11 protein-coding genes are annotated in these 15,201 nt (G+C 68.8%); 5 read left to right on the top strand and 6 right to left on the bottom strand.

What is annotated here, in order from left to right:
- Positions 1–363 precede the first annotated feature (363 nt).
- Positions 364–2,652 (bottom strand): FG-GAP-like repeat-containing protein, encoded by a 2,289-nt coding sequence (locus tag D7V97_RS01700; RefSeq protein ID WP_120608823.1) that lies wholly within the window; start codon positions 2,650–2,652, stop codon positions 364–366.
- A 1,076-nt stretch (positions 2,653–3,728) separates the two neighbouring features.
- Between D7V97_RS01700 and D7V97_RS01705 the strand changes: the two genes are divergently transcribed.
- Positions 3,729–4,244, top strand: a complete 516-nt coding sequence (locus D7V97_RS01705; protein ID WP_120608824.1) for a hypothetical protein — start codon at positions 3,729–3,731, stop codon at positions 4,242–4,244.
- A gap of 257 nt (positions 4,245–4,501) precedes the next feature.
- Here the strand turns inward: D7V97_RS01705 and D7V97_RS01710 are convergent, their stop codons facing one another.
- Positions 4,502–5,542, bottom strand: a complete 1,041-nt coding sequence (locus D7V97_RS01710) for a hypothetical protein (protein ID WP_199728671.1) — start codon at positions 5,540–5,542, stop codon at positions 4,502–4,504.
- Positions 5,543–5,623: 81 nt separating this feature from the next.
- Positions 5,624–5,749 (bottom strand): hypothetical protein, encoded by a 126-nt coding sequence (locus D7V97_RS46425; protein WP_255424740.1) that lies wholly within the window; start codon positions 5,747–5,749, stop codon positions 5,624–5,626.
- A gap of 232 nt (positions 5,750–5,981) precedes the next feature.
- Here D7V97_RS46425 and D7V97_RS01715 point away from each other — a divergent pair, with 232 nt between their 5' ends.
- The 4 genes from D7V97_RS01715 (at position 5,982) to D7V97_RS01730 (ending at position 11,086) form a co-directional block, all read left to right on the top strand.
- Positions 5,982–7,631: an SAM-dependent methyltransferase gene (locus tag D7V97_RS01715; protein ID WP_120608825.1), complete on the top strand. Its 1,650-nt coding sequence runs from the start codon at positions 5,982–5,984 to the stop codon at positions 7,629–7,631.
- A complete protein-coding gene (locus D7V97_RS45260) occupies positions 7,628–9,481 on the top strand; it encodes a DUF4157 domain-containing protein (RefSeq protein WP_199728672.1) in 1,854 nt (617 codons plus the stop codon). Before D7V97_RS01715 ends, D7V97_RS45260 begins: the two co-directional genes overlap by 4 nt.
- Positions 9,468–10,262 carry a subclass B3 metallo-beta-lactamase gene (bla, locus tag D7V97_RS01725; protein ID WP_255424741.1) on the top strand — a complete coding sequence of 265 codons (795 nt, stop codon included), beginning with the start codon at positions 9,468–9,470 and terminating at the stop codon, positions 10,260–10,262. The genes D7V97_RS45260 and bla overlap by 14 nt, the downstream gene beginning before the upstream one ends.
- Before the next feature lie 431 nt (positions 10,263–10,693).
- The gene (locus D7V97_RS01730) at positions 10,694–11,086 is read left to right on the top strand and encodes a hypothetical protein (RefSeq protein ID WP_120608827.1); all 393 of its coding nucleotides are present in this window, start codon (positions 10,694–10,696) and stop codon (positions 11,084–11,086) included.
- 68 nt (positions 11,087–11,154) lie between these two features.
- Here D7V97_RS01730 and D7V97_RS01735 read toward each other — a convergent pair whose 3' ends face one another.
- The 3 genes from D7V97_RS01735 to D7V97_RS01745 form a co-directional block, all read right to left on the bottom strand.
- Positions 11,155–11,901 carry a polysaccharide lyase gene (locus tag D7V97_RS01735; protein WP_233582453.1) on the bottom strand — a complete coding sequence of 249 codons (747 nt, stop codon included), beginning with the start codon at positions 11,899–11,901 and terminating at the stop codon, positions 11,155–11,157.
- A 373-nt stretch (positions 11,902–12,274) separates the two neighbouring features.
- The gene (locus D7V97_RS01740; protein ID WP_233582454.1) at positions 12,275–13,591 is read right to left on the bottom strand and encodes an APC family permease; all 1,317 of its coding nucleotides are present in this window, start codon (positions 13,589–13,591) and stop codon (positions 12,275–12,277) included.
- 168 nt (positions 13,592–13,759) lie between these two features.
- Positions 13,760–15,013, bottom strand: coding sequence for a glycosyltransferase family 4 protein (locus tag D7V97_RS01745; protein ID WP_158623243.1), 1,254 nt, complete (start codon positions 15,011–15,013; stop codon positions 13,760–13,762).
- Positions 15,014–15,201: the final 188 nt, after the last annotated feature.

The following is a 15,201-nucleotide window of genomic DNA, read 5'->3' on the forward strand; positions in this document are numbered from 1 at the left end:
CCCTCCCCCTCAACGGGGCCCCCATCCCTCTGATGCGTTCGCAGCCTGGTCGATCGGCGGCGCGGCGCTGCTCTTCGTGGGGCTGTTCGCGGCGCTGCGCACGCGCGTGCGGCGGGCCTGAGCGAAATCGTTCGCCCCAGCGTAACGCATGGACGCATCGCAACCGGAAGGCCCCACGTTGAGCCGAGCACGCCGCGTGGTCCTGCACCCGTGTGGAATACGGCCTCTGTGGAGGTGAGGCCGGGTCAGGCGCCTGCGCGTCTCTCGGTGCGCCGCGCGCGAAGCACGCGGCGCACCGATTCTCCTACCGAGACCGCGCTGAAATCAGGGCACACCGCCCATCGCGGTATCGCGGACAGCTACTCAGAGTCCGTTGGGGACCACGGTCACGGTGCCGGAGCCCCTGTTGGTCAGGATGAGGTCGGGGTACCCGTCCGCGTCCATGTCCGCGGTGGCGATGGCGTTGAGGCCAGGCGAGGCGCCGGTCGTGACGACAGGGCCCGAGGTGAAGCCTCCGTTGCCGTTGCCGGTCATCGGGCGGACGCCGCCCGAGGCCGTTGTAACGAGGATGTAGGCGTCGAGCTTGCCATCGCCGTTGAAGTCATCGGCCACGACGCCCAGCGCCGAGTTGGTGGCCGTCGTGGCCGCGGCGGTGGACTGAACGCCGCTCGCGAAGGTGCCGTTGCCGTTCCCCTTGAAGAAGAGGAGAAACCGGCCGGCCGCGCCGTTCGAGAGGATGTCGAGCCTGCCGTCGCCGTTGGCGTCGCCGAAGGCGATGCCCGCCGTCTGGCCGCTGGGGGCGTTGCTGTAGGAGACGGGTGCGGCGAACGAGCCGTTGCCCTGGTTGATGAGGACCGACAGGCGTGCGCTGGCGGGGCTCGTCACCACGAGATCGGAGAAGCCATCGCTGTTCAGGTCACGGCAGGCGATCGTCGACTGCGCGCCGCCGGTGTTCGGGATGCCGATGAACGTGGGCGCGCCGAAGCTGCCCGCGCCGGTGCCGAAGAGCACGCTCACCTGGCTCAGGGTCACGCTTGTCGTGGCGATGTCAGCCACCCCGTCGTGATTGAAGTCCCCGGTGCAGAGGTGGACGGAGCCCGGGGTGCCGGTGGTGAAGCTCGTCGGCGCGCCGAAGGTCCCGGGCGCGCTCGGGCCCAGGTTCTTGTAGACGCTGATGTTTCCGTTGATGAGGAGCAGGTTGGTCTGGCCGTTGACGGTGACGGCGTCGAGCCACCCGTCGCCGTCCACGTCCACGGCCACGACCGCGTTGCTGGAGAGCGAGGCGCTCCCGTAGTTGACCTCCGGCTGGACGCTGGCGTCGCCGTTCCCCAGGAAAACGGAGAGCGAGCCAGAGGGGAGCAGGATCGACCCGGATTCGGCGTTGGCCACCAGGATGTCGAGCTTGCCGTCGCCATTCACATCGGCGACCGCCGGGGCCAGCGGGTTGTGGTTCGCGGGGGAGCTGATCGGCGTGCCGGGGAGCTGGCCGGTGGGGCCGGCCTTGCAGGTGCCGTCCGAGCAGATCTGGCCCGTCGAGCACACGATGCCGCAGGCGCCGCAGCTATCGGCGTCGCTCTGGAGGTTCACCTCGCAGCCGTCGGACGAGTTCCCGTTGCAGTCCCCGAGGGTGCCGGAGCAATCCTGGCAGTTGGTCCCCTCGTAGGTGGGCGCGCACTCGCAGGTGTAGCTACCCACGCCGTCGATGCAGGTGCCGCCGTTCAGGCACGGGCTTGCGGCGCACTCGTCGGTGCTGGTGCAGGTCACGCCGTCGCCCTCGTACCCCGCGTTGCAGGCACAGGTGAAGGAGCCCGCGGTGTTGGTGCAGGTGGCGTTATCGTTGCAGTTGTCGGTACCGGCGGCGCACTCGTTGACGTCGGCGCAGGTCACGCCGTCGCCCTCGTACCCCGCGTTGCAGGCGCAGGTGAAGGAGCCCGCGGTGTTGGTGCAGGTGGCGTTATCGTTGCAGTTGTCGGTACCGGCGGCGCACTCGTTGACGTCGGCGCAGGTCACGCCGTCGCCCTCGTACCCCGCGTTGCAGGCGCAGGTGAAGGAGCCCGCGGTGTTGGTGCAGGTGGCGTTATCGTTGCAGTTGTCGGTACCGGCGGCGCACTCGTTGACGTCGGCGCAGGTCACGCCGTCGCCCTCGTACCCCGCGTTGCAGGCGCAGGTGAAGGAGCCCACGGTGTTGGTGCAGGTGGCGTTATCGTTGCAGTTGTCGGTACCGGCGGCGCACTCGTTGACGTCGCCGCAGGTGCCGCTCTGGCACGTGAGGCCGTCGCAACAGGGGACCGTGGCGTCGCACGGCGCGTTCACGGACAGGCAGCCCTGGCCGCTGCACGTCGGGTCGTAGAGCGACGAGGTCGGGTCGAGGCTGGTGACGTAGTCGCCGTTGTGAGCGCTGTGCGCGTTGATACACGCCTGCTCGCTCACACGGACGATCGTGTAGGGATGACTCGTCGAGCTGGTCTTGTGGCAGAGCTGGACCTTGCCGTTGACATCGAAGTAATCGCACTGCTCGGCGGTGAGGGCGGAGTCGGCCGAACCGACGTACGCGTCATTGTCTCCGACGGAGATCGGGCTGCAACCGCCGATGAGGCCGAGCAAACCGGCCCCCGTGATCATGACGAGGAGCGAAATTGATTTGTGTTTCATTGAGTTCCCCCTGAAAGGACGCACCACGGCCTCGCGACGGCTTGCGCGGAGCTCGCGGGCACCCAAGCTGGACTGTCGTTCGGTGAACGCGGGCTGTCTTTATTCACCCGCAGTGGAAACGAATAGCGTCCCGTTGGGTGACCTGTCAATTGCCAATTCATGACCGCGGGCGGATTCCTGCCGATTCGGCACAATGCCCGTCGTTCTCGCACAGCTAAAGCCATGCATGAGTCAGCGAAAACCCATCACATTCGGCGTGGGTCGAACGCGCGCCAGCCGGACTTCCTCCTCCAGACGTGCTCGGGTGCGCTGGACCTTCTCGGTCAATTCCGCCACTTGCGGCAGGGGGGACGCACTTGAGCACCACGCAGGCTCCGAGGCCCTGCGGCATTGGACATGGACGGGAAGCTCCTGGTGCCTGTGCGAGAGGGATTCGCACAAAGGCAGACGCAAGGTACTGCCAGCCCACGCCGGGCGGAGCGACGTGACAGGTTGAAGTAGGTTTATATTTATCAACACTCTGAGTGAATGAGTGGATCCCTGAATTGCAAAGCAGCTTTACATTGTCCGAGAGCTACGGCCAGCGCTGACGGCGTAGGCCCCAATAGACCTGTTGAGCTGCGCTGCCCCCGGTGTAACGGGCCGGGGTAATGGATCGCAGTCGGGTCGGCCAAGTGGATCGCGCGCCGGAGCAATGGGCGCGGCGGTCGGAAGAAACGTGGCCAGTGGGTGGGCTGAGTGCCTGCCTGGGCGGTCATCCCATGCATCCTCGCGCACCACCGAGCACCACCGGAGCGGTGTGCGGAGGGACGCGCGCGGATGAGTTACCGGAGAGTCGACATGGGCAGGTTGAGAGAGCTGGTGCGGCTGCACCGGATGGGGACGGGTGCGCGCGAAGTGGCCCGGCTGCTGGGGATGGGCCCGAATACGGAGCGGGCGTACCGCGCGGCGCTCACGACGTCGGGGATGCTGGAGGGGCGGCCGGAGGAAGTGCCCGAACTGGAGACGCTCAAGGCGTTGGTACTGCAGCACCTGCCGCCGAGGGTGCCCGCGCAGCAGACCTCGTCGCTGGTGGCGTGGACTCACGACGTGGCGCCGAGGCCGCGGAGGCCGTGCTGCGTGCCGTCCAGGACGCCGGGGCCGACGTGGAACGCGAGGAGACCTGGCGCGATGTGCTGGCGCGGTGCGACGTGGAGCGGGTGGCCTCGGGACAGGGCGGTGAAACCACCGCCCTGGTCGCCTGTGTCACCAGGCGGCGCGTGGTGGGGGCCAGCGCGGGGGACTCGGAGCTGTGGCTGTTCCAGGGAGGCGAATCGACCGCGCTGACGGAGCATCAACACCGCAAGCCCCTGCTCGGCAGCGGGCAGGCGCGGCCCGTCACCTTCGAGCTCGCGTGGCGAGGCGGTGTCCTCCTCGGCGCGTCAGACGGATTGTTCAAGTACGTCGACCTCCGTCGCATCCAGGAGCATGTGAGCCTTGCCGACGCAAACGCCGCAGTGCTCGCGCTGGCCGCGCTGCCTCGGCTTGCGAGCGGCGCGCTCCCGGATGACGTGGGACTCGTCCTGTGCCGCCCGAGCGCTCCATGCCCCTGACTCCGTCCTGGCACTCCCGGGGTTGTTCGCCATGAGCGAGGCCCTCCAGGTGCGGCGCACAAGGCATCCTAGGGCGCCGTAGCGGCGAGCGTGGACGGGTCCCCGCCCTCGGCCGGAAGGGGCGCCGCGGGCGCGGGCATCACCTCTTCCAGCGTCGTCGCCAGCTGCGCGACGAATACGTGGAGCTCCCGCGCGCCTGGGTTGCCCCTGAGCGCCGCGACGATTGCCCCAGGCACGAACGAGCGGCGGGGAACGCCTCACGCCCTCCGGGCCTCGTGGGGATAGATGAAGTGCCGCACGACGTCGCCCCGGTGCCGGACGAACAGCGGCCCCCAGGAGGGGTTCCGGTCATGCATCTGTTTGAGCATGCGGACCATCCGGTCGAAGATCTTGCGCACGTCGGCCTGCTCGGTCAGGCCGGCGACGACGCCGGCCGCCACGACGTGCGCGGCGTAGGTCCCGGTCTCGAGTTCCTCCGTGAGGTTGCCCACGCCCGTCGCGAGCCGGCGCCTCAGTTGCTGCACCCGCTGCTCGTCCTGGTTCCGCCAGTTCTGGGTCGACGCGAGCGACTGCCCTTCGAGCGCCTTCGCGCGGTGGGTCATGATGGCGTCCGCGACCAGGTCCGCCGACATGCGTGCCTGCTCGGGCGTCACGCGCTGGGTGCCCAGCTGGAGCTCCGCGGGGTTCAGGTCCTGGTCCACCTCGTCGAAGATGACCTGGGCCCAGGCCTCCGCCTGGCTGAAGCGCAGGCGCTTCACGACACTCCCGGCGAGGTAGCCCCGGACGATTTTGGCCGGGTGTGGAGACGACGAGGCTCCCACGTTCTTCAGGCGCCCGGGCCCGCCGAACGCGGCGTCCAGCCCCCGGAAGTACCCGATGACGCCGATGCCCGCCGCGGGCCCCATGTTGAGGATGCCGAGCACGTCCGAGGCCGTCTCGTCGATGCGCCGGGCCCAGTAGTTCGCCAGGGAGGAGAGGCCCTGCTTCTGGAGGCGATCGTAGACCGCGGTGGACAGCTCCTCCGCGAGCCCGGTGTCGGCGTGGAGGATGTCGTGCCCACCGACTTCGTGTCCGAGCGTGGCCCACGAGAGCAGGCCCGCGCGGCCCTGCGAGGGCGGGAGGTTGACGATGCCGCACTCCAGTCCCAGGCCGAGGAAGGCCATGTCCACCGGCCACGTGTACGGCCCGAAGTTCGGGTTCCCCCACTTCACCCGCGGCGCGAGGGTGCCCTGGTCCGGTGGATGAACGCCCCGGCGATCCTCCGCGCTGAGGAAGCCGTCGTACAGGTCGCTGACCACCTCCTCGAACGCATCGGTGGCGCCGCGCTACTGGCCGGGACTTCGGGCCGGGACAGGTAGGCCAGGGAGCGCCCCGCGCCATCAGGGGAAGGGCGTCGGCTGATACTCCTCCACGGTGGGCGGGTATGCGGTCCAGAAGCGCAACACCCCCGCGTTGCCCATGAGCGTCTCCTGCGTTCCTGCCTCGTCCGCGTCCGACACGCTCACGGTGAAGCCCGCGTCAAGAGGCGACCCGGCTTCCTGGGGGGACGGATGCGGTCACGAAGACACGGGTGTGGGCGGCGTGACGCGGCAGTCCGGAGCGTTTGATCTGTGACGTGGCAGGTCAGCTCGCCGCGTATCGGAAGAGACCCGTGACGATGGCCGCGAGGGAACCGGGAGGACCGGCGTTACGGCCGTTCTCACTGCTCGACCCAAGGTCGACTACAGTCCGAAAGTCATGGCGCCAGAGGCTCGATCCTGGGTTCCCTACGACGAAGGCCACCAATGGCAGGCCCATGCCGCCTACTTCGAGACTCGGGGCATCCAGGCCTGGACCGAAGGAGACATCCCCCATCGCGCGACCAACAACCACGCCTTCGCCCGTCAACACTCCGTCCTGCTCCTGGAGCTCATCCAATCCCTCCAGGCAGAGGGCCGAGCCGACCCGGCCACGCGCATCCAGGTGCTCGAATTGGGCGGCGGGCTGGGAGACTTCGCCGTCGGGCTGCTGCTCGCGCTGAGGGATGAGCTGGGTGAGGCGGGGCGCGCCCTGTTCAACCGCGTGAGCTACGTCTTCACGGACGTCTCCCGCCTGTCACTCGAGCAGGCCGCCCAGCGGACCGCGCTGGCCGAGTTCATCGCCTCCGGCCACGTGCTCCCAGCCCTGATGGATGCCCGCGCCCCCACCGTGGCTCGCACGCTCGAAGGCGAGGCCGTGGCGCTGGCCCCCTGGGCGGTCGTGGCGAACTACCTGTGCTGCGTCCTACCCACCAAGGTGTTTCGCAAGCAGGCCGAGTCGTGGCTCGAGTTGCATTCGCAGCGCCGCCCTCCTCCCACCGATGCATCCCCATCCCCAGAGCCCGAAGGGAACGAGGAGGCAGCGCCGTGGCGGCGGCTCGTGGGCGAGCACGCGTGGTTGCCCGTCAACCTGCGAGAGACCTTCCGCGGCCCGCTCCACCCCTCCCTGCTCGAACAGGTGCTCGCCCACTGCGCTGAAGCGGAGTTGGCCTACCCCTACGCGTTCGTGGAGTTGCTGGACTCCCTCCTCGAGCGGATACCGTCGGGCGGCGCGTTCCTGTTCAGTGACTTCGAGGACGGCTCCTCCGAAGGGCACATCCCCCCGGGCAGCCGCATCCCCGTCCTCTACGGGGACAGCCTCAACCACCCTGTCTGCTTTCCTCTCTTCGAGCCGTTGGCCCGCATGAGGGCGGACGAACTGCTCGTGAGCCCGGGGTGGCACGGCTCGACGCGCACGGCGCTGTGGCGCCGGGGGGCTCCCCTCTCTTCTGCGCTGCGCGAGGCTTTCGCGACAGGCTTCTGCCGGCCGCAGGCAGGTCAGGACCGGCTCGACTTCGAGGTCGCGGCACAGAAGCTCTCCGAAGCGGGAGAGCACAGGCGCGCCCTGCGCTTCTACGATCGGTGCCTCGCCCTGGATCCCCATGCGCTCACGCTCTACGAACAGGCTGGAGCAACAGCGCTGGCGCTCGGAGATCTCGAGACGGCCCTCCGCTACCTGCGCGAAGGCGCTGCCCGGGATCGCTTCCGGCAGCGGGACTTCGCGCTGCGGATGAGCGAGGTGTATTGCCGCAAGGGAGAGCTCCGCCAGGCCAGCGAGCTGCTCGAACGCTCGCTCCAGGCGCATGAGGCGCCGATGACCTGCGTCGCCCTGGGACAGGTGTACCTGGAGCTGGGAGAGCATGCGCGCGCCTTCCAAAACGGCACACGCGCCCTGGAACTGGCCCCGGGCCTCCAGGAGGCCGAGCAGCTCCTCTCCGCGGTGCAGGGAGCCTGGTGCGAGGCGGAGCTGGGGCTGGGCGCCCTGGCGAATCGGTGGTGGCAGGACAAGCTGCTGGCGCTCACCCAGACAACGAGGAAGGACTCACCATGAGCAGGCACGGTGGAGGAACCCGCGACGTTCAAGTGACACCCGAGGCCGGTGCGCCACTGCCAGCGCGCCTGCGCACCCGGATGGAGGCGTTCTGGGGCCAGGACCTCTCGCAGGTGCGCATCCATGTCCACCCCGGGCTGGGCGTGGCCGCGGTGACCGTGGGCTCGGACATCTGGTTCGCGCCAGGCCAGTACGATCCCGTCAGCCGCCGAGGCCTCCAACTCCTGGCACATGAGTTGACACACGTGCTGCAACAGCGCGCTGGCCGCGTCCTGCCCCCTCCGGGCCGCCAGCGCGCCATCGTCCAGGAAGCCTCCCTGGAGGCGGAGGCGGACAGGATGGGGGCTCACGCGGCAGCCTTCGCGCTCCGTGAGCTGGATGGCCTCGCGGCACCACCCCCACCCCGTGCGCGCGCGGCGCCAGGCGGGCCGAGGGTGGGGCAGTGCATGCCCTTCGGAGTGGAGTTCGAGTGCGGGAGCATCGACATCCTGAGCCCCCGGAAGAAGTCCAAGGGCACGGTGATCTGGCGGGACGGCAGGACCTTCAAAGCCGTCTACGAGCCGACCAGCGCGAAGCTGCCGGTCGTCGAGTTCGTCAGCGACCCTCCGGCGGATTCGCTGGAGCAACTGATCGCGACCGCGAGCCGCATGGCGACGCTGGCCAGAACATGGGACGAACAGTTCATCAAGAACGCCAAAGGCGAGAAGAACTCCAGCCTTGTCTTCCAGGGCTTGAAAGAGCGGTGGGAGCTCGAGAAAAAGGGGCCCATCGATGGGGCAGTCCAGGTCACCGTCGGTGTCCCCCTGGAATGCGTGCCGCAGATCTATGGCATCCGCTGCTTCGACAACTACGGCGACGCCAAGCTTCATGACAAGATGAGCACGCACTGGAACACGCTCAGGACGAGGGTGCGTGCAGGCAACGAGCCGTTCACGGATGGCCAGCCAGTTCCCGGGCTCCCGGCTGAGACCTGGGGCTTCATCTGGATCGTGATCGACTATCTGATCCGGGCAGGCGATGACGCGAAGAAGCCCTTCATCAAGGCAAAGTTCGACACCCTGTCACGCACCGACTTCCGAACCCTCTTCAGCCTGCTCCCCCAAGCCGAGCAGGACCGGCTGAGCTGCCGGGAGGGCGGAAAGCAGGTCATGAAGAAGGAGTGGAGAGCCTGGCTCATGAAGCAGGCGCTGCTGGCGGCAACGCCAGCCGCCAGGCTGGCGCATCATGAGATCTTGATTGAGCTCAGCAAGCAGATGATCCCCTGGCACAAGGTCGCCCACGTCACTCCGACCTTCAACGACTGGCTGAAGAACATCCCCAACAAGGATCTCTTCACCGCGGAGCGGAACGACCTCTTGATCGGGCTCGGCGCGATGGGGAACAGGGTCGACCTCGTGCAGTTTCGAGGCGCCCAGGTGGCCTCGCCCATCTTCGAGGTGCGGGCCCCGCTTGGCTCCAGCATCCATTACAGCCTGTGGAAGGAGCGGATGGGCGAGCTCTGGGAGAAGTACCAGCGGGTGCTCGCGGTCCCGGCACAGCGTCCGGCGGTGCAGGCGGTGCAGGCAGCTATCCGGGCCCGTGAGGAGCGTGAGGCGCAGGAGGCCGTGAGGCAGAGGGCACGGGCGCAGGCCAAGGCCCACGAGGCGCTGCTGGCGGCGCGGAATCGTCCGGCGCCTCCCGTGCCGCCCAGGCCTCCCAGCCATGCCCGGCCTCCCGTGGCTTCCGCGGCACCGGCAGGGCACGTCGTTGCCCCCGAGCCCGCCAGGCCCCCCATCGCCGCGGCCCGGGAGCAGGCGCCCTTCAAACCCAAACGCAGCATCCACGATGCGAAGAACCGTGATTTCGATTGAGCAAGGTTTCCCATTCGCCATGCGCTCCCAGACACTCACCTGCGCCCTCGCCGCCTGCCTGCTGCACTCCACCCCCGCCGTTGCCGCGCCGCCGGCGCTGCCACAGCTGCCGCAGTTGCAGGCCTATACCGTTGAAGCGTCCTGGTTGCAGCCCATCCAGCCGCTGCGCATCGCCGACCACACCTGGCAGATTGGCACCGAGGGGCTGACCGCCCTGCTGGTGGAAACCCAGGACGGCCTCGTGCTGCTCGATGGTGGCATGCCGCAGATGGCCGACCCTCTGCTGGCCAACCTGCGGCGGCGCGGCTTCGCTCCGCATGACCTGCGCCTGATTCTGAGCAGCCACGCACACGCCGACCACGCCGGCTCCTTCGCGGCACTGAAGCGCCGCACCGGCGCGCGGATCGTGGCCAGCGCCGAGTCGGCGGTTCAACTGGCGCGCGGGGGCAGCGATGACCTGCACTTCGGCGATGACATCACCTTCCCGCCAGTCGTGGCGGATCGCGTGGTCATGGACGGTGAGGTCGTCGCTCAAGGCGGCGTCGAGTTCACCGCGCATTTCATGCCGGGGCATACCCCGGGCAGCATCGGCTGGACGTGGAACGACACCCGTGATGGCAAGCCGGTACGCCTTGCCTACGCCGACAGCCTCAGCGCCCCCGGCTATCAGCTGCTGGCCAACCCGCGTTATCCGAACATCGTCGCGGACTACCGGCGCAGCTTCGCCACCGTGCGCGCCTTCAACACGCAACTGGCCGAGGAGCGCCGCAAGGTCCGTTGAAGCACGCATGGCGTGGTGCGACATGAAGAAGCGAAGACAAAGAAAAAGCCTGGCACCCCATACCGGATTGCCAGGCTCTTCACTGTGGAGGCGGAGGGAATCGAACCCTCCACCTGGGCTCGGAGAATCGCGCACTTCCCTTCGCGTCCCCTCTGGGGGCGGCGCCAGCAGCAGCGCAAGAGCGCTGGACGATGCCAAGCAGCGTAACAACGTAACGCCCATCTCCCCTGGCGCGCCTGAGGTCGCCGCCTACCGTGGAACATAGGAAGGACAGGAGCCCTCTTGGGCGTAGCGGGCGGGAGCAGAGCGGCAGGTGAGGGACGCTGACGGGGAGCCCATGAGCCGCACGCCGAGCCGGCGCAGAAGCCTTTCATCTCCAGCAGACACACGCCAGCCTGGCCCAGCTGCTGGCGCGGTGCGACGCGGAGCGGGTGGCCTCGGGACAGGGCGGTGAAACCACCGCCCTGGTCGCCTGTGTCACCAGGCGGCGCGTGGTGGGGGCCAGCGCGGGGGACTCGGAGCTGTGGCTGTTCCAGGGAGGCGAATCGACCGCGCTGACGGAGCATCAACACCGCAAGCCCCTGCTCGGCAGCGGGCAGGCGCGGCCCGTCACCTTCGAGCTCGCGTGGCGAGGCGGTGTCCTCCTCGGCGCGTCAGACGGATTGTTCAAGTACGTCGACCTCCGTCGCATCCGGGAGCATGTGAGCCTTGCCGACGCAAACGCCGCAGTGCTCGCGCTGACCGCGCTGCCTCGGCTTGCGAGATGCGCTCTCCCGGATGACGTGGGACTGGTCCTGTGCCGCCCGAGCGCTCCAGGCCCCTGACTCCGTCCTGGCACTCCCGGGGTTGTTCGCCATGAGCGAGGCCCTCCAGGTGCAGCGCACAAGGCATCCTAGGGAGCCGTAGCGGCGAGCGTGGACGGGTCCCCGCCCGCGGGCATCACCTCTTCCAGCGTCGTCGCCATGGTGAAGCCATCATGGTAGAGCGAGGCTGTCTGCGCGATGGTCGCATCCCGGTAGTAGCCGAGCTGGATGTAGCCCGCCGTGTCCGGGTAGCGCGTGGCGATGTTGCGCTTCGGCACCACCAGATTGCCATTGTAGTACAGCTCGACGAAGCCGACATTCGGGTCGGGCGACCACTTCACGTGCATCACGAAGTCGTTCCACTGGTCCCGCTGCACCGGCGCCTGCCATAGAACCTCGCCCGAGCTTCCTCCGACGCGCATGTTCATCGTGTCGTTGATGACGAAGAACTCGAGCGGCGGGGAACCACAGCAGCCGTCATGGTGCCATTGCGTGAACACCTGCCACCGGGGTGAGCTGGGGAAGTCCTGGGGAAACAGGGTGCTCCACTTGTAGTAGTACTCGGAGTCGACCGGCTCATAGGTGCCGCGGAACAGCTCGTTGCGGTTGCCGCTGGCGTTGACGGGGTTGTCTCCCTGCTGGACGGTCACCTTCAGCGCCTTGTTCCCGTCACGGACAAGGTCGCCCACCACCTGCATGCGGTCCGGGGCAACAAACCAGGCTTCGGTGTACTGGGACAGGTCGCCGGTCTCGAAGTCTCCCTTCCAGACGACGGAGGCCTGGGCCACCCAGGGCACGAGCAGCGCCAGGGGCGCAAGTTTCAGGAGTCGAAGCATCTGGGTCCTTTTGTCCGGGGGTTGAGGAGGCCAGACACAGGAGACCCGCCCGTACTTCCCGCCGGCTTGCACGCGTGGCGGCATGAACGCACGCGCGCACACTGCCGGAGGAAGCGGGCGGGCCGTGCACCGCATGCCACGGCAAGGGGATGGCACCGTGACGTCATCCCCAGGCATGGGCCCCAGCGCTCGTGCCGCCGGCGCCCCGAGTCATGCAAGCGGGCATCGAAAAACAGGAGTCACCCACTGCGCGGTCGTGAGGCCACCGAACAGGCCGGGGGTCGTGTTCACGCTCGCCGGAGTTCCCGATGTACCGTGTGACCACTCCCGTGTCGGGGACGCAGTCTTACGCCGTCAGAGATTGCTCTCGTCGCTATCCGAGCGCCGCTTTCCCGTCCGGCTTGCGCTGGAACCGGTAGAGTACGAAGCCCACCGCGAGCGCGATGGCCCCGGCGATGAGGTTCTCTCGCTCCGCACTCAGCGCGAAGACGACGCACAGTGCGGCGGCGGCGAAGGGAATCACGGGCCCACCCGGGATGCGGAACGCGTTCGCAGGCGCCTGGAGCTTGCGGCGCAGCACGGGCACCGCCAGGGCCGTGCCGAAGTACGTGGCGAGCCGGGCCACCACGGAGAGCGTGGCGAGCACCTCGAACGAGCCGGAGAACGCCAGGGGCAGCGCGATGGCCGTCTGCGTGAGGATGGCGACCGTCGGCGTGCGGTAGCGCGGATGCAGCGTGGCGAGCGCAGCGGGGCCAAAGCCGTCCTGAGCCAGCGCGTACAGGTAGCGCGGCCCGGCGAGCACGGTGTTGCTGTTGGTCCCCAGGATGGACAGCACCCCGCCCACCGTCATGAGGAGCCCACCCCAACCCCCGAGGAACCGCGCGGCGGCGTTGGCGAGCGGCGTCTGCGCGTCCGCGACCCCGGGCAACGTGCCCAGCGCCACCCACTGCACCGCCGTGTAGATGAGCGTGACAACGCCTATCTGCACGATGAGCGCGAAGGGCACGTCACGGCGTGGGTTCTTGAACTCACCCGCCGGAGCCGCCGTGTTCTCGAAGCCGGCATAGGCGAACAGCAGCAGCAGCACCGCGGCCCCCAGGTTGCCTCCTTCCCTGGGAGCCACCGACGTCGCCAGCGGCACTGACACGGAGAAGAGGCCCACGGCGATGAACACCAGCAGTGGCACCGTCTTGGTGACGGCGAGGAACACCGCGGTGCGCGCGCCGCCCTTCACGCCCACGATGTTGATGGCCGTGAGCGCGAGCAGGGGCACGGCGATGGCCAATCCCTGGCCCAGGCCCGAGTTCGCCGCGGGCCACAGGAAGCCCAGCGCGCGGGAGAAGCCGACGGACAACGAGGCCACGGACGAGACGCGCGCCAGCCACGTCATCCAGCCGACCTGGAACCCCACCCGTTCTCCAAAGGCTTCACGCGTGTAGAGATAGGCGCTGCCGGGCTTGTCGAAGTAGCTGGCCGCCTCCGCGAAGCAGAGCACGAGCAGCAGCACCGCCAGCCCCGCGAGCACGACGGCGCCTGTGCTGGCCGAGCCCAGGTTCGCGGCGGCCGCCGCGGGCAGCAGGTAGACACCGCTGCCGATGACGTCGTTGATGGAGAACCCGACGATTTCCCAGCGCGATACCGCGCGCTGCATGCCCAGCTCAGGAGGAGGCGAATGGGTTCCGGTGGTCATGGACGCTCGGGAGGGGAACCCACTGGAGCACAGATGCGGAGAATCCGCGAATTCGGGAGAAGCCGAGCTCCTTCCCTGGACGAGCGCCGGCCTTGCTTGGAGCCCTGCGCGAGGACGACCTTCGGCTGGAGCGCCTCTCCGCTCGGGCCATCGCGGCCCGCATCGCCACTACAGCACGCTGTCCGTGCCCGAGGGCTTCTTCCCGCCCCCACCCTTCACCGACGCTCTCAGGTAGAGGTCGCCCAGGCCCGCGCCAATGCCTTCCCACGCGAAGGACTCCGCCATGCGGCGCGCGTTCTGCGCGAGCTTGCGGCACAGGTCCGGATCATTGCGCAGCCGGCGCAGCGCGTTCGCGAACTCCTGGGGGGACTCGGCGAGGAGGACGTTCTGTCCCTCCACCACGGGCAGGCCCTCCACCGCGAGGCGCGTGGCCACCACGGGCACGCCCGCCGCCGCGGCCTCCAGCACCTTGAGGCGCGTCCCGCTGCCCGCGCGCAGGGGGATGGCCGTCGCCAGCGCACGCGCCAGGTGCGGCGCCACGGACGGCACCGCGCCCGTCACCAGCAGCCGGTTGTTCTCGCTCTCCAGGGCGCGCACGGAGGCGGACGGGTTGCGGCCCACCACCATCAGCCGGCCCGGCGCCAGCTCCGACGACACCAGCGGCCACACCTCGCGCGCGAGCCGCAGCACCGCGTCCTCGTTGGGCCACCAGTCCATGGAGCCCACGAAGACCAGGTCGTTGCCCGCCTTCTCCGGCGGCACGAAGTCCGGCAGCTTCACGCCGTTGGGCACCACGTGCACCTGCTTCGCCCCCAGGGCGCGCAGCTGCTCGGCGTCCACCTCCGAGCACGCGAGCACCGAGTCCGCCTGGCTCACGCACTCGCGCTCCAGCCGCTCCACGCGGCTGAACTGCCAGCGCAGGAAGGGGCGCAGGGGCAGCGCGCTCAAGGGCGCCATGCGCGCGAGCAGCTGGCTCTCCACGTTGTGCTCGTCGATGACCAGGTGCGCGGCCGGGTTCAGCTCCCGCGCCAGGGGCAGCAGCTGCGCCATGTGCAGGTGGTCGAAGTGGATGATGTCGAAGGCGCCCCGCTCGCTCAGCACGCGGCGGAAGGCCTCCTGCAGGCGCTGGCGGGTGTAGCGGATGTAGGTGAGCGGCGTGCCCCGCAGGAGGGCCCGGGCGCTGCTGAGCGTCTCGTCGGGCGCGATGCGCGGCATGTCCACCAGGTGGAGGCGCGAGGCGGGGACGCCCAGCTCACCCAGCCAGCGCGTGAACCCCGCCGCGTCGTTGCCCGGGCGGTGCAGCGCGAGCACGTCGATGGAGAAGCGGGAGGCGAGCGCGCGCACCAACTCAAGGGTGCGCAGGGTGCCGCCCGTATCCGAGGGAAACGGAACATAGGGAAGGATGGCAAGGACGCGTCGCACGGTGGAGGTCAGGCCCGGTTCAGGAGTCAGGTGAAGGTGGCCTCGCGCTCCCCACCGAGGCCACCGGCTTGGTAAGCACCCGAACGCGGAGCGCCCAGGGGCACTTGGCGCTTTCTCTCCAGTGGCCAACACAATCCCGCCCCCCCGAGGCGACCCCACCGCGGCGCGTCGTCCGCCCGCGCTGGCGC

Origin of the sequence: Corallococcus sp. CA053C, from assembly GCF_003611675.1 — a bacterium.
Classification (GTDB): domain Bacteria; phylum Myxococcota; class Myxococcia; order Myxococcales; family Myxococcaceae; genus Corallococcus.